This is a genomic window from Acidovorax sp. GW821-FHT10E04 (assembly GCF_059415185.1).
In genome coordinates, this window is record NZ_JBWKMT010000005.1 from 511,529 (window position 1) to 537,219 (window position 25,691).

General features: G+C 69.3%; 28 protein-coding genes. 14 read left to right on the forward strand and 14 right to left on the reverse strand.

What is annotated here, in order from left to right:
- Positions 1–8 precede the first annotated feature (8 nt).
- Both AC07OC_RS18595 and AC07OC_RS18600 read left to right on the forward strand, forming a co-directional pair.
- Positions 9–758, forward strand: a complete 750-nt coding sequence (locus AC07OC_RS18595) for a HesA/MoeB/ThiF family protein (protein WP_218339556.1) — start codon at positions 9–11, stop codon at positions 756–758.
- A 114-nt stretch (positions 759–872) separates the two neighbouring features.
- Positions 873–1,295, forward strand: coding sequence for a response regulator (locus AC07OC_RS18600; protein WP_218295911.1), 423 nt, complete (start codon positions 873–875; stop codon positions 1,293–1,295).
- A gap of 103 nt (positions 1,296–1,398) precedes the next feature.
- Here AC07OC_RS18600 and AC07OC_RS18605 read toward each other — a convergent pair whose 3' ends face one another.
- The gene (locus AC07OC_RS18605; protein WP_100409415.1) at positions 1,399–2,031 is read right to left on the reverse strand and encodes a response regulator; all 633 of its coding nucleotides are present in this window, start codon (positions 2,029–2,031) and stop codon (positions 1,399–1,401) included.
- A gap of 128 nt (positions 2,032–2,159) precedes the next feature.
- On the opposite strand from AC07OC_RS18605, the gene AC07OC_RS18610 reads away from it, so the two are divergent.
- The 6 genes from AC07OC_RS18610 (at position 2,160) to AC07OC_RS18635 (ending at position 7,206) form a co-directional block, all read left to right on the forward strand.
- Complete coding sequence (locus tag AC07OC_RS18610; protein WP_218295910.1) at positions 2,160–3,563, forward strand: sensor histidine kinase; 1,404 nt, start codon at positions 2,160–2,162, stop codon at positions 3,561–3,563.
- Between the two features lie 357 nt (positions 3,564–3,920).
- Positions 3,921–4,085, forward strand: a complete 165-nt coding sequence (locus tag AC07OC_RS18615) for a DUF1328 domain-containing protein (protein WP_010463174.1) — start codon at positions 3,921–3,923, stop codon at positions 4,083–4,085.
- 55 nt (positions 4,086–4,140) lie between these two features.
- Complete coding sequence (locus tag AC07OC_RS18620) at positions 4,141–4,536, forward strand: hypothetical protein (protein ID WP_218295909.1); 396 nt, start codon at positions 4,141–4,143, stop codon at positions 4,534–4,536.
- 195 nt (positions 4,537–4,731) lie between these two features.
- Positions 4,732–5,049 carry a BON domain-containing protein gene (locus tag AC07OC_RS18625; RefSeq protein ID WP_218295908.1) on the forward strand — a complete coding sequence of 106 codons (318 nt, stop codon included), beginning with the start codon at positions 4,732–4,734 and terminating at the stop codon, positions 5,047–5,049.
- Between the two features lie 202 nt (positions 5,050–5,251).
- Complete coding sequence (locus tag AC07OC_RS18630; RefSeq protein WP_218295907.1) at positions 5,252–6,367, forward strand: zinc-binding metallopeptidase family protein; 1,116 nt, start codon at positions 5,252–5,254, stop codon at positions 6,365–6,367.
- Positions 6,368–6,459: 92 nt separating this feature from the next.
- Positions 6,460–7,206 (forward strand): alpha/beta fold hydrolase, encoded by a 747-nt coding sequence (locus AC07OC_RS18635; RefSeq protein ID WP_218339555.1) that lies wholly within the window; start codon positions 6,460–6,462, stop codon positions 7,204–7,206.
- Positions 7,207–7,272: 66 nt separating this feature from the next.
- Here AC07OC_RS18635 and panC read toward each other — a convergent pair whose 3' ends face one another.
- Together panC and panB are read right to left on the reverse strand one after the other, a co-directional pair.
- The gene (gene panC, locus AC07OC_RS18640) at positions 7,273–8,118 is read right to left on the reverse strand and encodes a pantoate--beta-alanine ligase (RefSeq protein WP_218339554.1); all 846 of its coding nucleotides are present in this window, start codon (positions 8,116–8,118) and stop codon (positions 7,273–7,275) included.
- Between the two features lie 40 nt (positions 8,119–8,158).
- Positions 8,159–9,040 (reverse strand): 3-methyl-2-oxobutanoate hydroxymethyltransferase, encoded by an 882-nt coding sequence (gene panB, locus AC07OC_RS18645; protein ID WP_218295904.1) that lies wholly within the window; start codon positions 9,038–9,040, stop codon positions 8,159–8,161.
- A 131-nt stretch (positions 9,041–9,171) separates the two neighbouring features.
- On the opposite strand from panB, the gene nadC reads away from it, so the two are divergent.
- The 3 genes from nadC (at position 9,172) to AC07OC_RS18660 (ending at position 13,075) form a co-directional block, all read left to right on the forward strand.
- Positions 9,172–10,041 (forward strand): carboxylating nicotinate-nucleotide diphosphorylase, encoded by an 870-nt coding sequence (gene nadC, locus AC07OC_RS18650; RefSeq protein WP_255591029.1) that lies wholly within the window; start codon positions 9,172–9,174, stop codon positions 10,039–10,041.
- Positions 10,038–11,174: a quinolinate synthase NadA gene (gene nadA, locus AC07OC_RS18655; RefSeq protein ID WP_218339553.1), complete on the forward strand. Its 1,137-nt coding sequence runs from the start codon at positions 10,038–10,040 to the stop codon at positions 11,172–11,174. Before nadC ends, nadA begins: the two co-directional genes overlap by 4 nt.
- A 77-nt stretch (positions 11,175–11,251) precedes the next feature.
- A complete protein-coding gene (locus tag AC07OC_RS18660; protein WP_218339552.1) occupies positions 11,252–13,075 on the forward strand; it encodes a chorismate-binding protein in 1,824 nt (607 codons plus the stop codon).
- 60 nt (positions 13,076–13,135) lie between these two features.
- On the opposite strand, the gene AC07OC_RS18665 is transcribed toward AC07OC_RS18660, so the two are convergent.
- Entirely contained in the window at positions 13,136–13,495 is a 360-nt protein-coding gene (locus tag AC07OC_RS18665; protein WP_218295901.1) for a 5-carboxymethyl-2-hydroxymuconate Delta-isomerase, read from the reverse strand.
- Between the two features lie 449 nt (positions 13,496–13,944).
- On the opposite strand from AC07OC_RS18665, the gene AC07OC_RS18670 reads away from it, so the two are divergent.
- A complete protein-coding gene (locus AC07OC_RS18670) occupies positions 13,945–14,685 on the forward strand; it encodes a carbonic anhydrase (protein WP_255591028.1) in 741 nt (246 codons plus the stop codon).
- Between the two features lie 59 nt (positions 14,686–14,744).
- On the opposite strand, the gene bioF is transcribed toward AC07OC_RS18670, so the two are convergent.
- From bioF to AC07OC_RS18715, 9 genes are all read right to left on the reverse strand, one after another.
- A complete protein-coding gene (gene bioF / locus AC07OC_RS18675; RefSeq protein ID WP_255591027.1) occupies positions 14,745–16,031 on the reverse strand; it encodes an 8-amino-7-oxononanoate synthase in 1,287 nt (428 codons plus the stop codon).
- Entirely contained in the window at positions 16,028–16,699 is a 672-nt protein-coding gene (gene bioD / locus AC07OC_RS18680; protein ID WP_218295899.1) for a dethiobiotin synthase, read from the reverse strand. The genes bioF and bioD overlap by 4 nt, the downstream gene beginning before the upstream one ends.
- Positions 16,696–18,024 (reverse strand): adenosylmethionine--8-amino-7-oxononanoate transaminase, encoded by a 1,329-nt coding sequence (gene bioA, locus AC07OC_RS18685; RefSeq protein WP_218339924.1) that lies wholly within the window; start codon positions 18,022–18,024, stop codon positions 16,696–16,698. Before bioA ends, bioD begins: the two co-directional genes overlap by 4 nt.
- Before the next feature lie 5 nt (positions 18,025–18,029).
- Positions 18,030–18,410, reverse strand: a complete 381-nt coding sequence (gene panD / locus AC07OC_RS18690) for an aspartate 1-decarboxylase (protein WP_218295898.1) — start codon at positions 18,408–18,410, stop codon at positions 18,030–18,032.
- Between the two features lie 64 nt (positions 18,411–18,474).
- Positions 18,475–18,849, reverse strand: coding sequence for a 6-carboxytetrahydropterin synthase (locus AC07OC_RS18695; protein ID WP_218295897.1), 375 nt, complete (start codon positions 18,847–18,849; stop codon positions 18,475–18,477).
- Positions 18,850–18,876: 27 nt separating this feature from the next.
- A complete protein-coding gene (gene queE, locus AC07OC_RS18700) occupies positions 18,877–19,512 on the reverse strand; it encodes a 7-carboxy-7-deazaguanine synthase (RefSeq protein ID WP_218339550.1) in 636 nt (211 codons plus the stop codon).
- Positions 19,509–21,098, reverse strand: coding sequence for an L-aspartate oxidase (nadB, locus tag AC07OC_RS18705; RefSeq protein WP_218339549.1), 1,590 nt, complete (start codon positions 21,096–21,098; stop codon positions 19,509–19,511). The genes queE and nadB overlap by 4 nt, the downstream gene beginning before the upstream one ends.
- A 136-nt stretch (positions 21,099–21,234) precedes the next feature.
- Entirely contained in the window at positions 21,235–22,101 is an 867-nt protein-coding gene (locus AC07OC_RS18710) for a segregation and condensation protein A (RefSeq protein WP_218295894.1), read from the reverse strand.
- 77 nt (positions 22,102–22,178) lie between these two features.
- The gene (locus AC07OC_RS18715; RefSeq protein ID WP_218295893.1) at positions 22,179–22,385 is read right to left on the reverse strand and encodes a DUF3460 family protein; all 207 of its coding nucleotides are present in this window, start codon (positions 22,383–22,385) and stop codon (positions 22,179–22,181) included.
- Between the two features lie 43 nt (positions 22,386–22,428).
- On the opposite strand from AC07OC_RS18715, the gene AC07OC_RS18720 reads away from it, so the two are divergent.
- Positions 22,429–22,941, forward strand: coding sequence for an outer membrane protein assembly factor BamE (locus AC07OC_RS18720; protein WP_218339548.1), 513 nt, complete (start codon positions 22,429–22,431; stop codon positions 22,939–22,941).
- 12 nt (positions 22,942–22,953) lie between these two features.
- Here AC07OC_RS18720 and AC07OC_RS18725 read toward each other — a convergent pair whose 3' ends face one another.
- Positions 22,954–24,624 (reverse strand): SulP family inorganic anion transporter, encoded by a 1,671-nt coding sequence (locus AC07OC_RS18725; RefSeq protein WP_492807040.1) that lies wholly within the window; start codon positions 24,622–24,624, stop codon positions 22,954–22,956.
- 408 nt (positions 24,625–25,032) lie between these two features.
- On the opposite strand from AC07OC_RS18725, the gene AC07OC_RS18730 reads away from it, so the two are divergent.
- Positions 25,033–25,686, forward strand: coding sequence for a YitT family protein (locus AC07OC_RS18730; RefSeq protein WP_218295890.1), 654 nt, complete (start codon positions 25,033–25,035; stop codon positions 25,684–25,686).
- The last annotated feature ends 5 nt before the right edge of the window (positions 25,687–25,691 follow it).

Consider the following 25,691-nt stretch of genomic DNA (forward strand, 5'->3'; position numbering starts at 1 on the left):
ATTCCTTCATGACCGACGACCAGCTCCTGCGGTACTCGCGCCACATCCTGCTCGATGAGATGGGCATCGAAGGGCAGGAGCGGGTGCTGGCGGCGCATGCCCTCATCATCGGCGCGGGCGGCCTGGGTTCGCCCGCCGCGCTGTACCTTGCCTCCGCTGGCGTCGGGCACATCACGCTGGTGGACGACGATGTGGTCGACCTCACCAACCTGCAGCGGCAGATCGCCCACACCACGGCGCGGGTCGGGCAGCCCAAGGTGGCCTCCGCGGCCGCCGCCATGGCTGCCATCAATCCCGGGGTACGGGTCACGGCGCTTCAGGCGCGGGCCGATGCCGGCGTGCTCGATGCGCTCGTGCGCGAAGCCACCGTGGTGCTCGATTGCAGCGACAACTACGCCACGCGCCACGCCATCAACGCGGCGTGCGTCGCCCATGCCAAGCCGCTGGTCGCGGGGGCGGTGATCCGGTTCGACGGGCAGATCACTGTGGTCGATCCACGTGCCGCGCAATCCCCCTGCTATGCCTGCATCTTCCCCCCGGAGGCCGAATTCGAGGAGGTGGCCTGTTCGACCATGGGCGTGTTCGCTCCGCTGGTGGGGGTGGTCGGGGCGATGCAGGCGGCGGAGGCGCTCAAGCTGCTGGCCGGCATCGGCACTTCGCTGGCTGGCCGCCTGCTCATGCTGGACGGCCGGTCCATGGAGTGGAGCACCATGCATGTAGGGCGCGCACCCGGCTGCCCCGTGTGTGTTGCGCGGTAGGATTCCTCCTACAACCGCCGCGTGTGGCGGCTGGCAGAATCACGGCATCACAGCATCTAAATTCGAGGCTCGATCAGCGCAACTGTGCACCGGTCGCGAAACTGGACCCCTTCCGTGAAACTCCGCACCTATATCGTTGAAGACAACGCGACCATCCGTGAGAACCTGATTGGTACTCTCGAAGAGTTGGCGTCCGTAGAGGCGGTAGGAGTGGCGGAGACGGAAGACGAAGGCAAGAGCTGGCTGGCCGCGAACAGCGGGCAGTGGGACCTGGCCATCGTGGACCTGTTCCTGCGCCAGGGCAGCGGCCTGGGGGTGCTGGCGGCCTGCCGCGACCGCAAGCCTGGCCAGAAGATGGTGGTGCTGAGCAACTATGCGACACCCGACGTGCGCATGCGCTGTGCGCAGCTGGGCGTGGACGCGGTGTTCGACAAATCCAATGAAATCGACGCGCTGGTGGACTACTGCATCCAGCACAGCGGCCCCGTGCCCCTGGACTCCAACCCCCCCATGCCGGCATCTGGCCAAGCTGCGTGAACCCGCCGCGGCGGGGCTGCACGCCGGGTCCAGGCTTCACACCTGAACCTCCATGCCCCGCCGGACCCGAATCATGACCCCGGACTGAGGCCACTGTTCCATGTCAGTCAATCAGGCGGTTCTTGAGCGCGTAGTAGGTCAGATCGCTGTTGGAAGACAGGCTCATCTTTTCCATCAGACGCGTCCGGTAGGTGCTCACCGTCTTGACGCTCAACGACAAGGCCTTGGCGATGTCGCCCGCCGTCTCGCCCTTGGCAAGCTTGAGGAACACCTGGAACTCGCGCTCCGACAGCTGCTCGTGCGGCGGGGCGTCGTCCTTGCGGTTGAGCTGCTGGGCCAGCAGTTCGGCCACGGCGGGCGTGAGGTAGCGCCGGCCCAGCGCGATGGTGCGGATCGCTTCCACGATTTCCGAGGGCTCGCATTCCTTGTTCAGGTAGCCGCTCGCGCCCTGGCGGATCAGGTTGATCGCGTAGTGTTCTTCGGGATAGCCGCTCAGGATCAGGATGCCCATGTCCGGCGCCTTGGCGCGCAGCATGGCCAGCGCATCCAGCCCGCTCTGGCCGGGCATCGACAGGTCCATCAGCAGCACGTCGATTTCCTTGTTGCGCACGAGGTCGATGGCTTCGCGGCCGTTGGCGGCCTCGCCCTCCACCCGCAGATCCACGTGCTCCGACAGAAATTGCCGCAGCCCGGAACGAACAATCGCGTGGTCATCCACAATGCCAATCTTGATCATCGATCTTTCTTTCGCAGGGCGGTGGTGCCGCGCCTGATGTTTGTTGGTTGCACAGGTTCTTCGGCATGCCACGCCCTGATGGGGTGTGGCGGCGGCCGGGTCCTCAGACATTATCCAGAATACCGCGTATGAGCCTCAAAGAAAACACCCGCATCTGGCTTCCCAAGGTTCGCAAGATGGCGTTGAGCCTGCCGATGGCGCTGCTGGCGGCCATGGTGCTGGTAGGGATCAATGAAACGGGGCATATGCGTTCGCAGGATGCGGTCGAGCAGATGACGCACGGCCAGAACACGCGCAAGGCCGTCAATACCCTGCTGCAGAGCATGCTGGACGCGGAGACAGGCCAGCGCGGCTACCTGCTCACCGGCAACGAGACCTACCTGGAGCCCTACGACAAGGCCGTGGCCAGCGTGCAGACCAATCTGGACGGGTTGCGCGAACTGTTCATGGATGCCCCCGACGACATGCAGGAGTTCGCACTGCTGTCGCGGCAGATCTCCCGCAAGCTGGCGGAGATGGAGCTGAGCCTGCGCCTGCGCCGGCAGGGCAATGAGGACGCCTGGAAATTCATCCTGCACACCGACGTGGGCAAGGAGCACATGGAGGCGATCCGCAAGCATGCGCTGGAGCTGATCGCGCGCAGCGACCGGCATGTCAAGCAGGGCCAGGAGCAGATCGAGCAATCGCTCATGCTGTCGCGCATCGGCATCGCCACGGTCACCGTCATCGGGCTGCTCGCGTTCTACATGTACCTGCGCCAGGCGCAGGCGCTGCAGGTGGTCAACCTGCGCGAGCAGGCCCTGCTCGAGCGCGAGCGGGATCGCCTGGAGGGACTCGTGAGGGACCGCACCGCAACGCTTTCCGAACTGGCCAACCACCTGCAGCAGGTGCGCGAAGAGGAGCGCGGGCACCTCGCGCGCGAGCTGCACGATGAACTCGGCGCGCTGCTCACGGCGGCCAAGCTGGACGTCGCGCGGCTCAAGTCCAAGATCGATGCCACCGTGCCCGAGGTGGCGGAGCGGCTCAAGCACCTGACCGAAACGCTCAACAGCGGCATCGCGCTCAAGCGGCGCATCATCGAGGACCTGCGGCCTTCATCGCTCTCCAACCTCGGGCTGACCGCGGCCATTGAAATCCTCACGCGCGAATATGCCGAGCGCGCCGGCATCGAGGTGGAGACCAGCCTGGAGGCGGTGCAGTTGCCCGATGCCTCGCAGCTCACGGTGTATCGCATGGTCCAGGAGGCCCTGACCAACATCGGAAAGTACGCGAAGGCCAGCAAGATCCTGGTGTCGGTGCACGGCTATCCCACCCATGTGGCGGTGCAGGTGCGCGACGACGGGGTCGGCTTCGACCCGGCGACGGTGCGCCCCACGTCGCATGGCCTGTCCGGCATGCGCCACCGCGTGGAGTCCGCGGGCGGCCGGCTGTCGATCACCTCGCGCGCGGGCAGCGGCACCCTGGTCTCCGCGGTGCTGCCGCTGCAGCACCGCTCCGCGGACGCGCCCAAGCCCCCCGCACTGGACGTGTGACGCACCCTCAGCGCGGTGCATCCGCGGGGGCGCGGTGCCCTCGCCAGGCCTTCTTCCATCCGATTGGCCTCGCGCACGCGGTACCGCCGACGTGCCCCGCCTCTCGGGGCCTGTAGTCCTTTCGTTTTTTTGCATCCGCTGCCCGGGCGTGCCCAGGCGGGGGATGCGCGCTGCATTGCCACCCGTGCGCGGGCGGCAGGGCTTCGTCCTACAGCGGGCGCGCTGCACCGCCGACAGGCCCGCGCGCCAGGGACCGGCATCTTTGAAGCGGCAGGCTTCCTACAGTGGACCCCAGGCGCTGAATTTCTTGTGCCCTGACCCGCCGGCACACACCGGCCCCTACAAAAGGAGAAGGAAATGTTGCATTACGCAGTTGTTTTTCTGGTGATCGCGTTGATTGCAGCCCTTTTCGGTTTTGGCGGCATTGCTGCCGGGGCCGTGGGCATCGCCAAGATTCTGTTCTTTGTCTTCGTGATCATGGCTGTCGTGACCTTTGTCCTGGGGCTGCTCAAGAAGGGCTGATGCCCGTTGCCGTGAAACCAGCCATTCCCGCATACACCATCCAAGGAGTTCCCCAATGAGTATCCAGACCGCCACCGACAAAGTTGCCAGCAGCGCCCGCCATATCGCCGACGATGTGCTGCAGAGTGCGCAAGACGCCGTACAGTCCACGCGCAATGCCGCCAACAACTCCCTGGAAAAAGCCGAAGAGGGCGTGCGCAACCTGCGCAGCCAGGCCGACCCGGTCATTGACGACCTCGCGGCCCGCGCCCAGGAACTCGCGGCACGCAGCATCGACTATTGCGCCGAAACGAGCGCGCGGGCCCGCCGCCAGATGCAGCAGGCCGCGGAGGCCACCAACAAGTACGTGGCCGAGCAGCCCGGCAAGTCGCTGGTGATCGCCGCTGCCTCGGGCGCCGCGCTGGCCACGCTGGTGCTGTGGATGTCGCGCCGCCGGCACGCCGCATACTGACCTGTCAGCCCGGCTTGCAGGTCGGCCGTTGAAGGGTGACACTTTGTCCCCATGGCGGCCGCCCCGCCAGCATCATCCATCAGGCACCAGAAATCGAACCGTACAGTCCGCCGGTCGCGGAGGGTGCAACAGACCGGCAGATTGCAATTTTCCAGCACCCGCGTTCCCAAACCATTCTTCTAGAAGGACAACACCATGAAATACGCACGTGCCCTCGCTTTTGCCGCAGTCGCCGGCATCACCATCGTCACGGCCACCGGCTGTTCGGTGGCCCGCAACCAGCAGACCATGGGCTCCTATGTCGATGATGCCGGTATCACCACCGCCGTGAAGGCCAAGATGGCGGAGGACAAATCCGTCTCCGCCACCTCCATCAGCGTGGAAACGCTGAACGGCACGGTACAGCTGTCGGGCTTTGCCAAGTCGCAGACCGAGAAGAACCAGGCCGAGGCCATCGCGCGCAACACCAAGCATGTGCGCGAAGTGCGCAACAGCATTGTCGTGCGTCCCTGATCGTTGAACGGACGGCATGAACCCGGGGCAGGCGGCTCGCGCCACCTGCCGGCCGGGGCCAGGGAGCAGGTTCCAGGAATGACCTGGAACCTGCTCTTTTTCATTGGGAATCCCCACCCGGGCCCGGCGCTGCCTGCGGCGCGCGGCGAACCTGGCGGCGATGCCCCCACACGGACGCCCCACTGGGTATAAGCTCGGCACCATGCGCGTATTCAATTGCGACCATTGCGGTCACCTGGTGTTTTTTGACAGCGTGCAATGCCTGCACTGCGGCAGCACGCTGGCATTCCTGCCAGACCAGCTCGCCATGGCCGCCCTGGCGCCCGCGCCGCAGGACGGCCCGGGCCTGTGGCGCCGCATGGGCGAGCGCGGCACCGCGAACTACAGCGGGCGGCTGTACCGCATGTGCCACAACCACACGGAGTACCAGGCGTGCAACTTCGCGGTGCCCGCCAACGACTATGCCGACCTGTGCGCCTCGTGCCGCCAGACGCGTATCCTTCCCGACCTCTCGGAAGCCGCCAACCTGGGGCGCTGGAAGCAGATCGAGGCGGCCAAGCGCCAGCTGTTCTACACGCTGGCGCGCCTGGGGCTGGAACCCGTCCCCGGCCGGTACGGACCGGTCTTCGAATTCCTGGCCGACCTGCCCGGCGGCCCCGCGATCCTCACCGGCCATCTGGGCGGCACCATCACGCTCAACGTGGCCGAGGCGGACGACGACGAGCGTGCCCGCCGCCGCATCGCGCTGGGCGAGCCCTACCGCACGCTGATTGGCCACCTGCGGCATGAATCCGGCCATTTCTACTGGGACCAGCTGGTGCGCGATGGCGGCCGCATCGACGCCTTCCGCAATGTATTTGGCGACGAGAGGCAGGACTACGCCGCCGCGCTGGACGCGCACTACGCCCGGGGCAACGAGCTGGGCGACTGGGCCGCGCGCCATGTGAGCGCCTATGCCGCGGCCCACCCGTGGGAGGACTGGGCCGAAACCTGGGCCCACTACCTGCACATGATCGACCTGCTGGAGACGGCGGCCAGCTACCAGGCGGGCGTGACGGTGCCCGACCCGCATGCCGCCATCCGCCACCATGTCACCGACCCCTTTGCCACGCCGCGCCCCGCGTTCCAGGACATGGTGCGCCAGTGGGTGCCGCTGACCCTCATGCTCAACAGCCTGAACCGCAGCCTGGGCCAGCACGATGCCTACCCATTCGCGCTGTCCTCCGGCGCCATGGTCAAGCTGCGTTTCGTGCACGATCTGGTGCAGGCGCAGGCCCCCCAGGGCGGCGTGCAGGCGGTGCCGTCCGAGGCGCTGTAAGCCCGCCGCGCAGCCGGTCCTGGCGTCCGCGCGGCCTCCCCGCCAGCGCCGCAGCCTGCACGCCCGCGTGTTTCTTGCGACACTCCGGGGCCATGAACAACACCCCCTTGCATGCCTTCGACCCTCCCCAGCTCGTTCTGATACCCGGCCTGGCCGGTGATGCCACCATGTGGCAGGCCCAGCTGCCGGCCCTGCCGGCCGCGCTGCGCCCCGTGGTGGCCACGGCCCACGCGCGGCCCGACGCGCAGCGCATTGAAGACATGGCCGCGCTGGTGCTGGCCGAGCATCCCGGGGCCTTGCTGCTGTGCGGCGCCTCGATGGGCGGGATGATCGCCATGGAGGCCGCGCGCCAGGCGCCCGGGCGCGTGGCCGGCCTGGCGCTGCTGGGCACCACGGCCCGGCCGGAGACGCCCGACATGCGCGCGCTGCGCGAAGCCGCGATGGAACTGTTCGCCCAGGGCCGCTTGCGCGAGGTGATCGAGCCCAACGTGGCGTTTGCCTTTCACCCGGCCAATGCGGCACGGCCCGCGCTGGTGCAGGCCTACCTCGACTTCGTGCTGCGCGCCGGCGCGCAGCAGCTGGTGCGCCAGAACCGCGCGGTCATCCACCGGCCCGATGCCCGGCTGCACCTGCCGCGCGTGGCCTGCCCCACGCTGGTGGCGTGTGGCGCCGCCGACCAGCTCACACCGCCCGAATGCTCCGAGGAGATCGCGGCGCTCATCCCTGGCGCCCACCATGCCGTGCTGGCCGAATGCGGCCACATGCTCACCATGGAGCAGCCCGAGGCCGTCAACCGCCTGCTGCTGGAATGGATCGCGCGGGGTGGCTGGAGGCATTGATTTCTCATGAAATTGGCCTCTGGCGCTTGATGGGAAAGCGCTGGTTGCTATGAATTCAGGAGCTAATCAGAACTCCAGGTTGTCGATGAGCCGCGTGCCGCCCAGGCGCGCCGCCCCCAGGGCGACAAGCATGCCCGGCCCGTCCTGCGCCGTGGGCGGCTGCAGGTCGGCGCGGCGGCGCACGGTGAGGTAGTCGGGCTGCCAGCCGCGTGCGCGCAGGGCATCGACGGCCTGTTGCTCCAGCGCCGCGCCTGCGGCTGGCGGCCGGGCAGTCCATTGCCCCGCCAGCTGCCGGAGCGCCTGCGGCAGGGCCACGGCCTCCTGGCGTTCCTCGGGGCCGAGGTAGCCGTTGCGCGAACTCAGCGCCAGCCCATCCGCCGCGCGGCAGGTCTCGCCCGCCACGATGTCGATGGGCAATGCGAACTGCCGCACCATCTGGCGGATCACCATGAGCTGCTGGTAGTCCTTCTTGCCAAACACCGCCGTGCCGCCGCTCTGGCCCAGCACGCAGGCGAACAGCTTCATTACCACCGTGCCCACGCCCACGAAGAAGCCGGGGCGGAACTGGCCTTCGAGCATGTCGGCCAATGCGGGATCGGGGTGCACCTTGAAGGTCTGGGGCTCGGGGTACAGGTCGGCCTCGCGCGGGGCGAACAGCACGTCGCAGCCCGCGGCCCGCAGCTGCGCGCAGTCGGCCTCCCAGGTGCGGGGGTAGCTGTCGAAGTCCTCGTGCGGCAGGAACTGCAGGCGGTTCACGAAGATGCTGGCCACGGTCACGTCGCCCAGGGGCCGGGCCTGGCGCACCAGGGCGATGTGCCCGTCGTGCAGGTTGCCCATGGTGGGCACGAAGGCGGGGTGGCGGCGGGCGGCGAGGGCCTGGCGCAGGTCGGCGATGGAGTGGGCGATCAGCATGGGGCGGGAGTGCGTCTGTTGAAAAATCCGGGGGGGGCGCTTACCAGGCGTGTACCGCGTTGTCCGGGAAACGTCCCTGCTTGACGGCCTGCACATACGCCTCCATGGCGCCGCGCACGCTGCCCGCGTCCGACATGAAGTTGTGCACGAACTTCGGCATTTTTCCGAGGTTCATGCCCAGCATGTCGTGCAACACCAGCACCTGGCCGGCCGTGCCGTTGCCCGCGCCGATGCCGATGGTGTGGCAGCGCGGCAGCTCGGCCGTGAGGGCCGCGGCCAGCGCGGCGGGCACCATCTCCAGCACCAGCATGGCGGCGCCTGCGTCCTGCAGTTCGTGTGCTTCTTGGCGCAGCGTGCGGGCGTCGTCGTCGGTCTTGCCCTGCACGCGGTAGCCGCCCAGGGCATGCACGGTCTGCGGCGTGAGGCCCAGGTGGGCGCACACCGGCACGCCGCGCTGCACCAGGAACTCCACCGTGGGCGCGGTCCAGCCCCCGCCTTCGAGCTTGACCATGTGCGCACCCGCCTGCATCAGCACGCAGGCGCTGCGCAGGGCCTGCTCGCGGCTCTCGGCATAGGTGCCATACGGCAGGTCGGCCACCAGCCAGGCCGTGCCCTGCACGCGGTGCAGGCCGCGCGCCACGCTGGCCGTGTGGTAGGCCATGGTGTCCAGGCCCACGCCCACCGTGCTGGGCAGGCCCTGGCACACCATGCCCAGCGAGTCGCCCACCAGGATGCATTCCACCCCCGCCGCATCGGCCACGGCCGCGAAGGTGGCGTCATAGGCGGTCAGCATCGTGATCTTCTCGCCCGCCGCGCGCATCTGCGCCAGGCGCGGCAGGCTCACGGGGCGGCGCTGGGGCAGGGGCGATGCGGGCGGCAGGGTACCGTAGGGCGTGGCGGAAACGGTGCTGGTGGCAGTCATGGGGCATGCATGGACAAAAATTGCCGCGAGTCTATGCGACCAATAATGGGTGTACTTATTGGTTGCCGGCGCGGTGGGAAACGGCCTGCGCTGGCGCAGTGGCCTTTGGGTTCCCGGTATGCTCCCGCCCCATGACGCTTTCGAACCAACAGTCCATGGACCATGATGTGGCGGCCCTGGCCCAGGCCGATGTGGCCCGCGCCCTGGCGGAAGACGTGGGCGCAGGTGACCTGACCGCCGGCCTGATCGACCCCGCCCGCCGCGCCCGCGCGCGCATCCTGGCGCGCGAGTCCGCCGTGATCTGCGGCGCGCCCTGGGCCGAAGCCGCCTTGCGCGCGCTCGACCCCACCATGGGGATCATCTGGCATGTGGCCGAGGGCCAGCGCTGCGCGCCCGACCAGGTGGTGCTGGAACTCACGGGCAATGCCCGCGCGCTGCTCAGCGCCGAGCGCACGGCGCTCAACTTTCTGCAGCTGCTGTCGGCCGTGGCCACCAAGACCCGCACCTATGTGGACGTGGTGGCCGGCACGCGCGCCCAGATCGTGGACACGCGCAAGACCCTCCCCGGCCTGCGCCTGGCACAGAAGTACGCCGTGCGCGTGGGCGGTGGCACCAACCACCGCATCGGCCTGCACGACGCGGTGCTCATCAAGGAAAACCACATCGCCGCCGCCGGTGGCGTGACCGCCGTGCTGAAAGCCGCGCAGGCTGTGGCCGCGCAAGCCACGTTCATCGAGATCGAAGTGGAAACGCTGGCGCAGCTGGCCGAGGCGCTGGAAGCCGGCGCCAGGATGGTGCTGCTCGACAACATGCCCCTGCCCACGCTGCGCGAGGCCGTGCGCATCAATGCCGGACGCGCGATTCTGGAAATCTCCGGCGGCGTCACGCTCGATGGCCTGCGCGCGCTGGCAGAGACCGGCGTGGACCGCATCTCCATCGGCACGCTGACCAAGGACGTGAAGGCCACCGATTTTTCGATGCGCCTGCAGGAGCTGTCATGACCACCACCACCGCCGTGCTGAACCGCATCGATGTGGAGTACGAACAGCCGCTCGGTACCCAGGAGGGCTCCGTCTGCTCCACGAAACACGCCTGGGCCCGCGTTCCGCCCGAGCCCGCTGCGCCTGAGCGCGCCGCGCTCAAGGAGAGGATCCGCCGCCTGCTCAAGGAGAAGAACGCGGTCATGGTGTCGCACTACTACGTGCACCCCGACCTGCAGGACCTGGCGGAGGAAACCGGTGGCCTGGTGAGCGACTCGCTGGAGATGGCGCGCTTTGGCCGCGACCACGCCGCGCAGACGCTGGTGGTGAGTGGCGTGCGCTTCATGGGCGAGACGGCCAAGATTCTGAGCCCCGAAAAGACGGTGCTCATGCCGGACCTCGATGCGACCTGTTCGCTCGACCTGGGCTGCCCCATCGACGCATTCAGTGCGTTCTGCGATGCCCATCCCGACCGCACCGTGGTGGTCTACGCCAACACCAGCGCGGCCGTGAAGGCGCGCGCCGACTGGCTGGTGACTTCGAGCTGCGCGCTCGACATCGTGGGGGCCCTTAAGGCCGCGGGCCAGAAGATCCTGTGGGCGCCCGATCGCCACCTGGGCGCCTATATCCAGCGCGAGACCGGCGCCGACATGGTGTTCTGGAACGGCGCCTGCATCGTGCACGACGAGTTCAAGGCCTTCGAGCTGGAGGCGCTCAAGAAGGAGCACCCCCGCGCCAAGGTGCTGGTCCACCCCGAGAGCCCTGCGGACGTGATCGCCCTGGCCGATGCCGTGGGCTCCACCAGCGCCATCCTCAAGGCCGCGCGCGAGATGGATGCCACCGAATTCATCGTGGCCACCGACAACGGCATGATGCACAAGCTGCGCACGCTCAACCCCGGCAAGGTGTTCATTGAGGCGCCCACCGCCGGCAACAGCGCCACCTGCAAGAGCTGCGCGCACTGCCCCTGGATGGCGATGAACGGCCTGGCCGACGTGGCGCGGGTGCTGGAGACCGGTGCCAACGCGGTCCATGTGGACCCCGCCCTGATTCCGCGCGCGCGCCAGCCGATTGACCGCATGCTGGCCTTCACCGCCGCGCTCAAGAACGGGCAGCCGGCCAGCGCCCTGGTGCCGCACCTGGGCGCTGCCTGACAGTACCACCCGCAGGGCCTGATCTGCTTTGATTTTGATAGCTGTCAGCGCATGAAATACCTGCGCTAGCGCCTGTTTTGACCATCACTTCCCGCATCGACTTCACCCAGCCGCTGGATGCACGCGCCTCGCGCCTGCGCCACGCCTTCGGCACACCCCGCGAGGTGCTCGTGGCCCACGCGCTGCCCCAGGTGCGCGGCGTGCTCGACGCCGTGCACGCCGCTGCGCGGCAGGGCCGCTGGTGCGTGGGCCATGTGCGCTACGAGGCGGCCGCCGCGTTCGATGCGGCCTTGCAGACCCACGCGGCCGACGGACCGCTGGCCTGGTTTGCCGTGCACGACGCGCCGCTGCCCTGGCCCGAAGGCGCGCAGGGCCCCGCGGCGCAGCCTCCTGCTCAGGTGGCATGGACCGGCAGCCCTGACCGCGCCTCGTTCGATGCCGCGCTGGCGCGGATCCAGCAGGCGATCGCGGCGGGCGAGCTGTACCAGGTCAACTACACCGCGCCCCTTCATGGCACGCTTCAGGGGTCGGCGCAGGCACTGTTTGCCGCGCTGTTGCGCGCCCAGCCCGGCGGATATGCGGCGCACATCGACGCGGGGCCCGAGCAGGTGCTGTCGGTGTCGCCCGAGCTGTTCTTCGACTGGCGGGATGCCCCCGATGGTGGAGCCCTCCTGGCCCGGCCCATGAAGGGCACGGCCCCGCGCGGAGCCACCCCCGAAGAGGACGCGGCCCAGGCCGAGCACCTGCGCACGGCGCCCAAGGAGCGGGCCGAGAACGTGATGATCGTGGACCTGCTGCGCAACGACGTGTCGCGCATTGCGCTGCCGCACAGCGTGCGCGTGCCCGCGCTGTTCGCCACCCAGGCCCTGCCCACGGTGTGGCAGATGACCTCGGACGTGACGGCCCGCACGCGGCCCGGCACCACGCTGGCCGATGTGTTTGCGGCGCTGTTCCCGTGCGGCTCGGTCACCGGCGCACCCAAGGTGCGCGCCATGCGGATGATCCGCGCGCTGGAGCCCGCGCCGCGCGGCGTGTACTGCGGCGCGGTGGGCGTGGTGCGCCCGGCCGGCCCGCCCGACGCGCAGGGCCGGCACGCGGTGGCCGCCACGTTCAACGTGCCCATCCGCACCGTGGTGCTGCGCAGCGGGAGCGGCGGCGACGGCGAGGAAGGCCCGGCCGTCCACGCCACCTGCGGCATTGGCAGCGGCATCACCTCGGGCGCGCTGGCCGATGCCGAGTGGAGCGAGTGGCAGCACAAGCGGGCCTTTGCCGAGCGCGCCAGCCAGCCCTTTGACCTGCTTGAAACCCTGGCGCTGGAGGCCGGCGCCTTCCGGCACCTGGCCGACCACCTGGCGCGCCTGGAGAAGACCGCTGCGCACTTTGGCGTGCCCTGGGATGCGAAAGCCGTGTCGCAATGCCTGCGGGCGCTGGCCGCCGCACACGCTGCGGGGGCCTGGCGGGCGCGCCTGCTGCTGGACGCCACCGGCACGCCCCGGGCCGAGGCCTTTGCGCTGCAGCCCACGGCCGCACCCGTGCGCCTGCAGCTGGCCACGCGCCCGCTGGCGGAGGCGCACGGCGAATTCGTGCGCCACAAGACCACGCGCCGCGCGCACTATGCGGCGTTGGCGCCCACCACGCCCGGCGTGTTCGACACGGTGCTGTGGAACGCGGCGGGCGAGATCACCGAAAGCACCTTCGGCAACATCGCCGCGCTCATCGATGGGCGGTGGGTGACGCCGCCCCTGTCCTGCGGCCTGCTGCCCGGCGTGGGCCGCGCCGTGGCATTGCGCGAGGGGCGCGTGGTGGAGGCCGTGCTGCGCGTGTCTGACGTGCCCCGGGTGCAGGCCTGGGCCTTCCTCAACAGCCTGCGGGGCTGGCTGCCGGCCACGCTCGAAGGCTGATCGGCGCCGGCGCCCCGCGTGGGTGGTGGGGGCCGGGCTGGCGGAGGATTCAGCGCCGGTTCAAAGCCGCTCTTTGGCGTAGGAGCCCCGGTCCATGTCCACCACTTCCACGCTCAGCTGCACCATCACGCCCTGGGGGCGGGGTGTGCGTTCGCGCAGCACGGCGGCGATGCGCCCGGAGAGTTCTTTCTTGGCCTCGGGCGTGCGGCCCGAGAGCAGGCGCAGCTGCGCGTGCACGAACGCGCGCTGGGCCGGTGCGGTGCCGATCTCGAAGCTGTCGGCCACGATGAATCGGGTCTTCAGATCGGCCTCGTCCTGCACCTCGGGGTGGGCGCACAGGGTGGCGTTGAGCGCAGCCAGGGTGTCCGCCTCGGGATAGTGGGGCAGGTTGCTGGAGTATTCGACGGTGAGATGGGGCATGGGATTCGTGATTCCGTTCTGGGCGGGGCACGCACTGTGCGCGCCGCGCCAGTTTAAGGGCGCGGGTTCACCGCCGGGCGCGCGGGGGCTTGCGCCGGTCAGGTTCCCAGGCCGGCCCCGGCCCGGGGGCGACGTTCCAGCCCTCGCGGGCGTTCGCGTGCGCTTGAAGGCCGGTGGCGAATGCGGGGCGGCCGCTCCTTGTTGACACGGCACCAGGGCCATGCGCGATTTGTGTTGCCGCGGAGCGGCCCGCCTGCTCAGAATCCGGGCGGCCCCGCGCTCACTGTGCGGGGCCCGCGCCGTGTGCCGGTTCGCAGGTTCCTGCCGTGCCGCCAGGAACATTGCCAGGGTGCTGCAATCCGTGGCGAACCGTGGCGCATGCGGCGGACGTGCAGGTGGGCAGCGGCTTTTCCTCAACCGTGTTCAGTAAAACCATGACATACCAAAAAATGATCCGACACACCGCTCTCGCCGTCCTGGCGCTGTGCGCCGCCACCGGGGCTGGCGCGCAATCGCCACCGCACTGGGAGTACAAGGGCAAGCACGGCGCCACGCACTGGGGCGCGCTGGAGGCGGGCTTTGAAGCCTGCGCGCGGGGTGCGGCGCAAAGCCCCGTGGACATCCGCAAGACCGTGAAGGAGGCGCTGCCGGCGCTCGAGTTCCAATACACGCCCGGGGCGCCCACGCTGGTCAACAACGGCCACACGGTGCAGGTCAACATGCCCGCCGGCAGCAGGCTCGTGGTCAACGGCAGGGCCATGGAGCTGCTGCAGTTCCACTTCCACACCCCCAGCGAGGAAGCCATTGGCGGCAAGCGCGCGGCCATGGTGGCGCACTTCGTGCACAAGGGCGAGGACGGCGGGCTGGGCGTGGTGGCCGCGCTGATACAGCCCGGCAAGCCCAATGCCGCGTGGGCTCCCATCTTTGCGCACCTGCCGCGCACCGGCGAGCAGGTGACGGTGCAGGGGCTCACCCTGGACGCCAGCGCCCTGTTGCCCGCCAGGAAAGGCTACTACAGCTTTGACGGCTCGCTGACCACGCCGCCGTGTTCCGAAGGCGTGCAGTGGATGGTGCTCAAGGAGCCCGTGAAGCTCGGCGCCCAGCAGATCAAGGCGTTTCGCCAGCTGTACAACGCCAACGCGCGGCCGTTGCAGCCGCTCAACGGGCGCGTGGTCAAGGAAAGCGCCTGACGGCCACTCCGGGGGACGGCGCTCCAGGGGGGCGCGGGGAGCACCGGCGGCGCCTGCCCTCAGCCGCTGACGGCCGCGCGCGCGCCGCTGGTGCCAGTGGCTGGCGGCTGCCGGGCGGCCACGTGGCGGGCCGCCGGGACCGCGTGGGCCGCATGCGCGGCCAGGGCGGCCAGCAACCGGTCCACATCGTGGGCCGTGTGGGCGGCCGACAGCGCAATGCGCAGCCGGGCCGTGCCCGCGGGCACGGTGGGCGGGCGGATGGCGGGCACCCACAGGCCCTCGCGGCGCAGGCTTTCCATCGCGGCCAGGGCGGCTTCGTTGCTGCCGATCACGAGTGCCTGCACCGCCGTGTGGGATGGCAGCAGTTGCCAGCCCAGTCCTGGGGGCAGCGTGGCCAGGCCTTCGCGCAGTTGCGCAATGCGCTGGCGCAGCCCCTCCCGCAGGTCGTCGGCGGCCGCCATCAGCTCCAGGCTCTTGCGCAAGGCGCTCGCCAGCAGGGGCGGCGCGGCGGTGGCGAAGATGTAGGTGCGCGTCTTCTGCAGCAGCCATTCGATGAGTGCCGCGTCGCCCGCCACGAAGGCGCCGGCGACGCCCGCCGCCTTGCCCAGCGTGGCCATGTAGAGCACGCGGCGCGACGCGGCGGCACCCGCCAGCCCCGCGTGCGCCAGGCTGCCGCGCCCCTGCGGCCCGAGCACGCCAAAGCCATGGGCGTCGTCCAGCAGCAGCAGGGCGTCGTAGCGCTCGCACAGCGCCAGCAGCGCCGGGATGTCGATCAGGTCGCCATCCATGCTGAAGACGGCATCGCTGACCACCAGCTTGCGCCGCGCGGGGCTGGCGGCCAGCGCGGCTTGCAGTGCCGCCAGGTCGGCATGCGGGTAGCGGTGGATGGTGGCGCGTGACAGCCGCGCGCCATCGATCAGGCAGGCATGGTTGAGCGCATCGGAAAACAGTGCGTCGCCCGCGCCCACCAGGGCGGGGATGATGCCGGTATTGGTGGCATAGCCCGCGTAGAAGTACAGCGCCCGGGGCAATTGCACGAAGGCGGCCAGTTCCTGCTCCAGCGCCGCGTTGGCGGCGCTGTGCCCGCTGACCAGGGGCGAGCCGCCCGAGCCCACGCCAAAGGTGTGCGTGGCCTCGCGCGCGGCCTCGGCCAGCGCGGGGTGGCCGGCCAGGCCCAGGTAGTCGTTGCTGCAGAAGGCCAGCATGGATTGCCCGTCCACCAGCAGGTGGGCACCCCCTGCGGGCTGCACCACGCGGCGGCGGCGCAGCAGGTGGGCGCGCTCGAGGTCGGCGATTTGCCCTGGGATCTCGTCCAGCCAGGACGCGCAGGAGGTCGGCGCGGTCATAGCCACTCCCCGGGAAGCTCGAACACCAAGCCGCGCGCGTCGGGCAGTTCCTGGTAGGGCACCTCGGCCAGCAGCGGCGCGCCCAGGCGGTCCCGCAGGTAGGCGATGTTCTCTTCGGCCGCGTCCATGCCAGGGTCCACGCGGTTGGCCACCCACCCGGCCAGCGCGAGGCCGCGCGCGCGGATCGCCTCGGCCGTGAGCAGCGCGTGGTTCAGGCAGCCCAGCCGCAGGCCCACCACCAGCACCACGGGCAGGGCCAGGGCCTGGGCCAGGTCGGCGCCGGTCTCGGTGTCCGACAGCGGCACGTGGAAGCCGCCCGCGCCTTCGACCACCACCGCATCGGCCTGGGCCGCCAGGGCCTGGTAGCTGCGCACGATGGCCGCGATGTCGATCCGCACCCCGGCGCGCGCGGCGGCGATGTGGGGCGAGAGCGGATCGAGCAGCAGCACGGGGTTGTCCAGCTCGGGCGCCACGGCCAGCGTGGAGGCCGAACGCAGCGCGATCGCGTCCTCGCTGGCCCAGTCCTCGCCCCAGGGCACCACGCCCGCGGCCACCGGCTTCATGCCGACCACGCGGCGGTGGTGTGGCGCCAGGGCGTGCAGCAGGCCGGTGGACACCAGCGTCTTGCCGACGCCCGTGTCGGTGCCGGTGACAAAACATCCAATCATGGGGTCTCCTCCTGCAGGGTGGCGTTCAGTGCGCCCAGCGCGCCCTCGGCGAGGCGCTGCACGGCCTCTTCGTCGAGCACATAGGGTGGCATCGCGTACAGCGTGTGGCCGATGGGGCGCAGCACCAGCCCCCGCGCCATGGCGTGCTGGTGGTAACGGCGTGCGAAGTCGGGCAGCGTGGTGTCGATGTCCCAGGCCCAGATCATTCCCAGGCGCCGCGCGTGGCGCACGCTCGGATGGCGGGTGAGCGGCATGCAGGCCGCGTCGATGCGCAGGGCCAGGGCCGCGTTGGCGTTGAGGGTGTCGAGCTGGCCGAACAGCTCCAGCGTGGCCAGCGCCGCGCGGCAGGCCAGCGGGTTGCCGGTGTACGAATGCGAGTGCAGAAAGCCGCGCGCCACATCGTCGTCGTAGAACGCGGCATACACCGCGTCGGTGGTGAGCACGGCCGACAGCGGCAGCGTGCCGCCCGTGAGGCCCTTGGACAGGCAGATGAAGTCCGGCCGGATGCCCGCCTGCTGGTGCGCGAACATCGTGCCCGTGCGGCCAAAGCCCACGGCGATTTCGTCCACCACCAGGTGCACCTCGTAGCGGTCGCACAGCGCGCGCGCCAGGCGCAGGTACTCGGGGCTGTGCATGGCCATGCCGGCGGCGCACTGCACCAGCGGTTCGACGATGAGGGCGGCGGTGCTCGCGTGGTGCTCGGCCAGCCAGGCATCGAGCGCCTGGGCACTGCGACGCGCCACGTCCTCGGCGCTTTCGCCGGGCGCCGCGCCGCGCGCATCGGGGCTGGGCACGGTGGCGGCCAGGCGCACCAGCGGCGCGTAGGCCTCGCGGAAGATCGCGATGTCGGTCACGGCCAGCGCGCCCACGGTCTCGCCGTGGTAGCCACCGGCCAGACCCACAAAGCGGCTCTTGGCGGGGCGACCCATGTTGCGCCAGTAGTGCGCGCTCATCTTCAACGCGATCTCGGTGGCCGCCGCGCCGTCGCTGCCGTAGAACGCATGGCCCAGGCCCGTGAGCGCGGAGAGGCTTTCCGACAGCTCCACCACCGGCGCATGCGTGAAGCCGGCGAGCATCACGTGGTCGAGCCGCTCCAGCTGGTCGGCGAGGGCTGCCTTGATGTGCGGGTGGCTGTGGCCAAAGAGGTTGACCCACCAGGAGCTGATGCCGTCGAGGTAGCGCCGGCCTTGCGTGTCGTAGAGCCAAGGCCCCTGTGCGCGCGCGATGGCCACGGGCGGCTGGGCCTCGTGCCGCTTCATCTGCGTGCAGGGGTGCCAGACGCTGGCGAGGCTGCGGGCCACCAGGCCGGCGTGCAGGGGCTGCATGTTCATCACAGGGCCTGTGTGGGCACGGCGTGGCGCAGTCCGGTCTGGCGGTTGTGTTCGTCCACGAACACCAGTTGCGGCTGGTGCGTGGGCACCTGGTCCTCATGCACCTGGGCGAAGGCCGCGATGATGATGAGGTCGCCCACGGCGGCGCGGCGCGCGGCCGAGCCGTTCACCGAGATCATGCCGCTGCCGCGCTGGCCCTTGATGGCGTAGGTGATGAAACGCTCGCCGTTGTTGATGTTCCAGACGTGGATCTGCTCGTTCTCGGCGATGTTGGCTGCTTCCAGCAGGTTTTCGTCGATGGCGCAGGAGCCCTCGTAGTGCAGCTCGCACTGGGTCACGGCGACGCGGTGGATCTTGGATTTGAGCAAGGTACGGAACATCGGGCTTCCTTGGGTGAAGTCGGTGGCGGCGCGGGCGGGGTCTGCCGGTGGGGCAGGTGGTGTGTCAGCGCGCGGGCAGGTCGAGCAAGCAGCTGTCGCCCAGCGCGTCGCGCCACACGCGCACGCGGCTCACGCGCGGCTGCAGTTCGGCGGGCAGCGCCTGGGCGATGAAGACGCACAGGTTCTCGAGCGTGGGCGTGCCCAGGCCCGGCACGTCATCCAGCATGTGGTGGTCGAGCTGCCCGCGCACCACCTCCAGGCCCCGGCGCAGCAGGCCCAGGTCCAGCACCATGCCAGTGGCGGGGTCGCGCGGGCCGCTGAGCGAGACCTCGGCGTGGTAGGTGTGGCCGTGCACACGGCGGCTGCCTTCGGCCTCGATCTCGCGGCGCAGGGTGTGGGCGGCGTCGAAGAAGAAGCGCTGGGAAATGGTGAACAACATACGGAAATCAACAACAAAAATGCCGCATCACCGGATGCCGGTGAGCTTGTGGGTCTGCAGGCTCAGGCGCCATGCGGGGTGCGCCAGGCAGGCGTCGATGCAGGCGGCGGTGTTCTGGCGCTGCAGCAGGCCGTCCATGGGCTGCAGGAAGCGGTGGGTGAACTGGGTGTCCTGCTCCAGCGCCCGCAGGTCGAACCCGGGCTGGGGCCACACGAGTTTCAGCTCCTGTCCGCTGCGCTGGACCCACGGTGCACCGGCCTTGGGGCTGATGCACAGCCAGTCGATGCCCTCGGGCGCTTTCACGGTGCCGTTGCTCTCCACGGCGATGCGGAACTGCTGGGCGTGCAGTGAGTCGATGAGTTCAGCGTCGACCTGCAGCAGGGGCTCGCCACCGGTCAGCACCACCAGCCGGTGGCCTGCGCCGGCAGGCCACTGCGCGGCGATGGTGTCGGCCAGCAGCGTGGCGGTGTCGAACTTGCCGCCCAAAGTGCCGTCGGTGCCCACGAAGTCGGTGTCGCAGAACTGGCAGATGGCCTGCGCGCGGTCCTGCTCGCGGCCCGTCCAGAGGTTGCAGCCCGCAAAGCGGCAGAACACGGCAGGCGTGCCCGCTTGGCCGCCTTCACCTTGCAGGGTGTAGAAAATTTCCTTGACGCTGTAGGTCATCGGGGCACCGGGGGGACGAGGATGGTAGGGGCGGCTGGGGCTGCGATCTCAGGGTAGTCGCGGCTGAAATGCAGGCCCCGGCTTTCGCGGCGCAGCTGCGCGCTTTTCACGATCAGGTCGGCCACCTGCACCAGGTTGCGCAGCTCCAGCAGGTCGCGCGTGATGTGGAAGTGCGCGTAGAACTCCTGGATCTCGCCCTGCAGCATGGCGATGCGGTGCGCGGCGCGCTCCAGGCGCTTGTTGGTGCGCACGATGCCCACGTAGTCCCACATGAAGCGGCGCAGCTCGTCCCAGTTGTGGGAGATGACGACGGACTCGTCTGCGTCGGTCACGCGGCTGTCGTCCCAGGCGGGCACGGCGGGCAGATCGGCGGTGGGGGCCGTGGCAATGGCCTGGGCGGCAGCGCGTGCGAACACCATGCATTCGAGCAGCGAGTTGCTGGCCAGCCGGTTGGCGCCGTGCAGGCCGGTGCAGGCCACCTCGCCCACGGCGTACAGGCCGGGCAGGTCGGTGCGGCCGGCCAGGTCGGTCAGCACTCCGCCGCAAGTGAAGTGGGCCGTGGGCACCACGGGGATGGGCTCTTTGGTGATGTCGATGCCCAGCGCGGCGCAGTGGGCCAGGATGTTCGGAAAGTGTTCCTGCAAGAACGCGGGGCTCTGGTGCGAGATGTCCAGGTGCACGCAATCGAGGCCGTGTTTTTTCATCTCGAAGTCGATGGCGCGTGCCACCACGTCGCGCGGGGCCAGTTCGGCGCGCGGGTCATGGTCCAGCATGAAGCGCGTGCCGCCCGCCGAGGGGGGTAGCAGCAGCCTGCCGCCTTCGCCGCGCACCGCCTCGCTGATGAGGAAGGACTTTTCGTGCGGGTGGTACAGCCCCGTGGGGTGGAACTGGATGAACTCCATGTTCGCCACGCGGCAGCCCGCGCGCCACGCGGCGGCGATGCCGTCGCCCGTGGCGGTGTCGGGGTTGGTGGTGTACAGGTACACCTTGCCCGCGCCGCCCGTGGCCAGGATGGTCTGCGGCGCACGGAAGGTCACCACCTCATCGGTGTCGCTGTCCAGCGCATGCAGGCCGAGGCACCGGTGGCCGGGCAGGCCCAGCTTGCGCGTGGTGATCAGGTCCACCAGCGTGTGCTGCTCGAACAGCGTGATGCCGGGCGTGGCGCGCACCACGTCGATCAGCGTGCGCTGCACGGCCGCGCCGGTGGCGTCGGTCACATGGGCAATGCGGCGCGCGCTGTGGCCGCCTTCGCGCGTGAGGTGCAGCTGGTCGCCTTCGAGCGTGAAGGGCACGCCCAGCTGGCGCAGCCAGGCGATCGATGCAGGCGCGTTCTCCACCACAAAGCGCGTGGTGGCCAGGTCGCACAGGCCCGCGCCCGCCACCAGCGTGTCCTCGATGTGGGCGGCAAAGCTGTCGTCGTCGGCCAGCACGGCGGCAATGCCACCCTGGGCCCAGCCGCTCGATCCATCCTGCAGCGTGCGCTTGGTGATGACGGCCACGCGGTGCGTGGGGGCCAGGTGCAGCGCGGCCGAGAGGCCTGCGAGGCCGCTGCCTACGATGAGAACGTCGAAGTCGTGGGATGCCATGGAAGGTGTCAGTTGCCGTTGAAGTGGGCGCGGCTCCCGGCCGGGGCCACCGTGAAGCCGGCTTTGCCAGGCCACCGGTGGCGTCCCCCTCCCGCGCAGCGAGAGAGGGGGAAGCGGCGCAGCCGCTCAGGGGGTGTCATGCCGGTACATAGGCGAGGCGCACGTAGATGGGTGCGAAGGCCTCGGCCTGCGTGATCTCGATCAGCGTCTCCTTGGCCAGCTCCAGCAGCGCGATGAAGGTCACGACCAGCACGGTGCTGCCTTTTTCGGGCTCGAAGAGTTCTTCAAACTCCACGAAGCGGCGGCCCTGCAGCGTCTTGAGCACCATGCTCATGTATTCGCGCACGCTCAGCTCTTCGCGCGTGATCCTGTGGTGCTGCACGAGCTTGGCGCGTTTCAGGATGTCGCGCCAGGCGTCCTGCAACTCCACCACGTGCACATCGGGAAAGCGCGGCTGCAGGCTTTGTTCGATGTAGACCTGCGCCTTGAGGAAGTCGCGCCCGTACTGCGGCAACTGCCCCAGGCGGGCGGCGGCCATCTTCATCTGTTCGTATTCGAGCAGGCGGCGCACCAGCTCGGCGCGCGGGTCTTCGGGCTCCTCGCCCTCGGCCTGCTTCTTGGGCGGCAGCAGCATGCGCGACTTGATCTCGATCAGCATCGCCGCCATCAGCAAATACTCGGCCGCCAGCTCCAGGTTGCGGCTGCGGATCTCGTCCACATACGCCAGGTACTGCTTGGTGACCCCCACCATGGGGATGTCGAGGATGTTGAAGTTCTGCTTGCGGATCAGGTACAGCAGCAGATCGAGCGGGCCTTCGAAGGCTTCAAGGAAGACTTCGAGCGCATCGGGCGGGATGTACAGGTCCGTGGGCAGCGCGAACAGCGGCTCGCCATACAGGCGCGCCAGCGCGACCTGATCGACCACGTCGGGCATGCCGCCCGCGTTCAGCGCGGCCGTGCCCGCCGGATCATCGGACGCCTCGGGCACGCGCGCGGTGGTCATGGATATTTGCTATTGAAAATATAGCTATCAGCGCTTATTGATCAAGCGCTGGGGGCCAATTTGATGCCCGGGTCGGCTCAGTCGGCGTTCGTCTGGTAGACGTAGGGCTTTTGCTCGACCTGGGCTTCGCGGTACTCCCCCCAGATCTTGCGGTCCACCTGCTTGTCCCACAGCAGCGCGCGGCCGGCCAGCTGCTGGCTTTCCAGCTCGGGCTTGCTGGCCTTGAGCTGGTTGATGAACTGGGTGGCATCGGATTGGTAATCGGGGCGGCGGAAAATGGACATGGACTGTTAACCTCTTTGCCGTGGATTTTACCGGGACCGACTCATGCCCTTGATATATCGCGCCGCCGCCCTGGCGGCCGCCACTTTTTCGTTGCTGGCGCTTGCCGCCTGCGACCCGCAACGCATCAGCGAACTCAAGGAGGGCGTCTCCACCGAGGCCGACGTGCGCGACCGCTTCGGCGCCCCCGAGAACGTGTGGGACGAGCCCGGCGGCGCGCGCACGTTCGAATACAACCGCCAGCCCGCCGGCCAGGTCAACTACATGATCACCATCGGCGCCGACGGCCGCATGACGGCGCTGCGCCAGGTGCTCACCCCAGAGAACTTCGCGCGCGTGGTGCCCGGCATGCGCATGGACGAGGTGCGCCGCCTGCTGGGCAAGCCCGCCAAGGTCACGCCCTATGAACTGAAGCGGGAAACCCATGCCGACTGGCGCTACCTGGAGGCACCCAACCAGGCCAAGGTGTTCACCGTGGTCCATGGGCCCGACCAGTTCGTGCTGCGCACCCAGACGGGGGCCGACCTGGAGGCGCCGGAGTTCAAGGGCGGCAAGTAGCCGCGCGGCGGGTCACACCGGAAGGTCCTCCAGCCCCTGCGCCGCCAGCCGGGCGGCAAAGCCCGAGCGCTCGATCAGCGAGCGCGGCTGCTCGTGCAGGTGCACCAGGCGCAGCCGTCCGCCGCGCGCGGCCACGGCCTTGAGGATCTGCGCCAGCGCGTCCAGCCCCGTGGTGTCCAGCGCCACCAGCTCGCTGGCGTCCAGCACCACGTCCATGCCGGGCGGGCCGGTCTCCACGGCCTGGAGGATGGGGTCGATCTTGGCGGCGGCGCCGAAGAACAGCGCGCCATGCAGGCGCCAGGTGGCCGTGGGCCGCCCCTGGAACGGGGCGCCTTCGGGCGGCTCCGGCTGGCGCACCACGCGAAAAAGCCCGCTCATGCGCCGCACGAACAGCGCGCAGGCCATGAAGAGGCCCACCTCCACCGCCACCGTGAGGTCGAACACCACGGTGAGGAAGAACGTGCCCAGCATGAGCAGCCGGTAGTGGTTGCTGAAGTGCTTGAGGCGCACGAACTCGTGCCACTCGCCCATGTTCCAGGCCACGTACAACAGGATGCCCGCCAGCACCGCCAGCGGAATGTGCAGCGCCAGCGGGGCGGCCACCAGCACGACCACCAGCAGCGTGAGCGCATGCACCATGCCCGCCACGGGCGAGGTGGCGCCCGCGCGGATGTTGGTGACGGTGCGCGCAATGGTGCCGGTGGCGGGCATGCCGCCGAAGAACGGCACCACCAGATTGGCCAGCCCCTGGGCCACCAGCTCCTGGTTGGGGTCGTGTTTTTTGTGGTGCGGGTCGGTGGCCAGCTGGTCGGCCACGCGGGCGCACAGCAGCGATTCGATGGCGCCCAGCAGCGCGATGGTGAGCGTGGGCGTGACCAGCAGGCGCACCGTGTCCCACGAAAAATCGGGCAGCGCGAACACCGGCAGCGCCTGCGGAATGCCGCCAAACCGCGAGCCGATGGTCTCCACCGGAAACTCCATCGCCCAGGCCAGCAGGCTCAGCGTGACCAGCGCCACGACGGGCGCGGGCACGCGCGCGAAGCTGCGCACGGTGTGGCGCTCCAGCACCTGCATCACGGGCGAGCCCTTCATCATCAGCCTGGGCCAGACGAACAACCCGGCCACGCAGGCCGCGCCCAGCCCGAAGGCATAGGGGTTGAGGCTGTCCGCGTGCCGCGCCAGCGCATCGATCTGCGAGAAGAAATTGCCCGGCATGCGGTCGATGGACAGGCCCAGCCAGTCCTTGACCTGCGACAGCGCGATCAGCACGGCAATGCCGTTGGTGAAGCCGATCACGATGCTCACCGGCACGAAGCGCACCAGCGTGCCCAGGCGGAACAGCCCCAGAAGCACCAGCAGCGCGCCCGCGCAGGCGGTGGAGATGAGCAGGTTGGCCACGCCGTAGCGCTCGACGATGCCGTAGACGATGACGATGAATGCGCCCGCCGGTCCGCCGATCTGCACGTTGGTGCCCCCCAGGGCGGAGATCAGGAAGCCCGCGATGATCGCCGTCCACAGCCCCGCCTCGGGCTTGAGGCCGCTGGCGATCGCGAACGCCATGGCCAGCGGCAGCGCCACGATGCCCACCGTCACCCCCGCGCCCACATCGGCCAGCCAGCGGCCCTTGTCGTAGCCGCGCAGCGCATCGAGCAGGCGGGGGTGGAAGGCGAGTGAAAACTGCATGGTGGCGGGCACTTTCTTTTCGGCGGCTCTGCGGCGGCCCAGGGCCCCGGCACCGCCGGGATGCAGCCACCACCGCCATCAACGCGGGGCAGACTTCAGTGTAGTGAGCCGGGTGCGCAGCGCAATGGGGCGAAGCCGGTGCGGTCGCCAAGCACATTGCGTGCCGAATGTGCCCGTTGCCAGGGGCCGCGCGGGGGGGGCGCGGGTTGTGGATGGAACTTTAAAATTGATAGCAAACTATTGAACTACAACCAGCGGTGGCAGCCGGAAATTCTTCGAATTCTGCCCGCTCAGGGATGGACATCGGGCGTGGAGCCCGCGCTCCCTGGCATATTGCTTGCTGTTCTTGCACGGCCATCCCGGCCCCCGCTCCGCGCGGATTGATGTGACGCCAGCGTGATCCCCTCCATGACCGACACCCCCGCCAATGACTCCAGCGCCGCTGGCGATGCCCATGCCGACGCCTCCACCCTGCGCCATGGTGCGTTCGAGGATGTACAGGCCCTGTTCGCCGGCACGCTGTTCGTGGCCATGGCGCTCATGCTGTTCAACCAGGCGGGGCTGCTGGTGGGCGGCACGGCGGGCGCGGCGTTTCTGCTGCACTACGTCACGGGCATCTCGTTCGGCAAGCTGTTCTTCGCGGTCAACCTGCCGTTCTACTGGTTTGCCTGGACGCGCATGGGGCGCGAGTTCACGGTCAAGACCTTTGTCTGCGTGGCCCTGCTGTCGCTGCTGACCGAGCTGTTCCCCCATGTGATGCACGTGGACTACCTGAACCCGCTGTTCGCATCCTTGCTGGGCGGGCTGCTGCTGGGCACGGGCTGCCTGTTCCTGGCGCGCCACCGCTCCAGCCTGGGCGGGGCCACCGTGGTGTCGCTGTACCTGCAGGCCCGCTACGGCATGCGTGCGGGCAAGGTGCAGATGATGATCGACGGCACCGTGGTGCTGCTGGCGCTGTTCGTGGTGCCGGTGGACCGCGTGGCGTATTCGGTGCTGGCCGTGCTGGTGATGAGCGGGTTCCTGTGGATCAGCCACCGGCCGGGGCGGTATGTGGGGCATTGAAGGCG

Coding starts and splice junctions, on each gene's coding strand:
- AC07OC_RS18635 (WP_218339555.1), top strand. CDS start 6,460: ATGAACAACACCCCCTTGCATGCCTTCGACCCTCCCCAGCTCGTTCTG.
- AC07OC_RS18605 (WP_100409415.1), bottom strand. CDS start 2,031: ATGATCAAGATTGGCATTGTGGATGACCACGCGATTGTTCGTTCCGGG.
- AC07OC_RS18610 (WP_218295910.1), top strand. CDS start 2,160: ATGAGCCTCAAAGAAAACACCCGCATCTGGCTTCCCAAGGTTCGCAAG.
- AC07OC_RS18615 (WP_010463174.1), top strand. CDS start 3,921: ATGTTGCATTACGCAGTTGTTTTTCTGGTGATCGCGTTGATTGCAGCC.
- AC07OC_RS18715 (WP_218295893.1), bottom strand. CDS start 22,385: ATGTCCATTTTCCGCCGCCCCGATTACCAATCCGATGCCACCCAGTTC.
- AC07OC_RS18710 (WP_218295894.1), bottom strand. CDS start 22,101: ATGACCACCGCGCGCGTGCCCGAGGCGTCCGATGATCCGGCGGGCACG.
- bioD (WP_218295899.1), bottom strand. CDS start 16,699: ATGATTGGATGTTTTGTCACCGGCACCGACACGGGCGTCGGCAAGACG.
- AC07OC_RS18720 (WP_218339548.1), top strand. CDS start 22,429: ATGCCCTTGATATATCGCGCCGCCGCCCTGGCGGCCGCCACTTTTTCG.
- nadC (WP_255591029.1), top strand. CDS start 9,172: ATGACGCTTTCGAACCAACAGTCCATGGACCATGATGTGGCGGCCCTG.
- AC07OC_RS18630 (WP_218295907.1), top strand. CDS start 5,252: ATGCGCGTATTCAATTGCGACCATTGCGGTCACCTGGTGTTTTTTGAC.
- AC07OC_RS18595 (WP_218339556.1), top strand. CDS start 9: ATGACCGACGACCAGCTCCTGCGGTACTCGCGCCACATCCTGCTCGAT.
- queE (WP_218339550.1), bottom strand. CDS start 19,512: ATGACCTACAGCGTCAAGGAAATTTTCTACACCCTGCAAGGTGAAGGC.
- AC07OC_RS18625 (WP_218295908.1), top strand. CDS start 4,732: ATGAAATACGCACGTGCCCTCGCTTTTGCCGCAGTCGCCGGCATCACC.
- AC07OC_RS18730 (WP_218295890.1), top strand. CDS start 25,033: ATGACCGACACCCCCGCCAATGACTCCAGCGCCGCTGGCGATGCCCAT.
- AC07OC_RS18670 (WP_255591028.1), top strand. CDS start 13,945: ATGATCCGACACACCGCTCTCGCCGTCCTGGCGCTGTGCGCCGCCACC.
- AC07OC_RS18620 (WP_218295909.1), top strand. CDS start 4,141: ATGAGTATCCAGACCGCCACCGACAAAGTTGCCAGCAGCGCCCGCCAT.
- panC (WP_218339554.1), bottom strand. CDS start 8,118: ATGCTGATCGCCCACTCCATCGCCGACCTGCGCCAGGCCCTCGCCGCC.
- bioF (WP_255591027.1), bottom strand. CDS start 16,031: ATGACCGCGCCGACCTCCTGCGCGTCCTGGCTGGACGAGATCCCAGGG.
- nadA (WP_218339553.1), top strand. CDS start 10,038: ATGACCACCACCACCGCCGTGCTGAACCGCATCGATGTGGAGTACGAA.
- AC07OC_RS18665 (WP_218295901.1), bottom strand. CDS start 13,495: ATGCCCCATCTCACCGTCGAATACTCCAGCAACCTGCCCCACTATCCC.
- AC07OC_RS18695 (WP_218295897.1), bottom strand. CDS start 18,849: ATGTTGTTCACCATTTCCCAGCGCTTCTTCTTCGACGCCGCCCACACC.
- AC07OC_RS18725 (WP_492807040.1), bottom strand. CDS start 24,624: ATGCAGTTTTCACTCGCCTTCCACCCCCGCCTGCTCGATGCGCTGCGC.
- panD (WP_218295898.1), bottom strand. CDS start 18,410: ATGTTCCGTACCTTGCTCAAATCCAAGATCCACCGCGTCGCCGTGACC.
- panB (WP_218295904.1), bottom strand. CDS start 9,040: ATGACTGCCACCAGCACCGTTTCCGCCACGCCCTACGGTACCCTGCCG.
- nadB (WP_218339549.1), bottom strand. CDS start 21,098: ATGGCATCCCACGACTTCGACGTTCTCATCGTAGGCAGCGGCCTCGCA.
- bioA (WP_218339924.1), bottom strand. CDS start 18,024: ATGCAGCCCCTGCACGCCGGCCTGGTGGCCCGCAGCCTCGCCAGCGTC.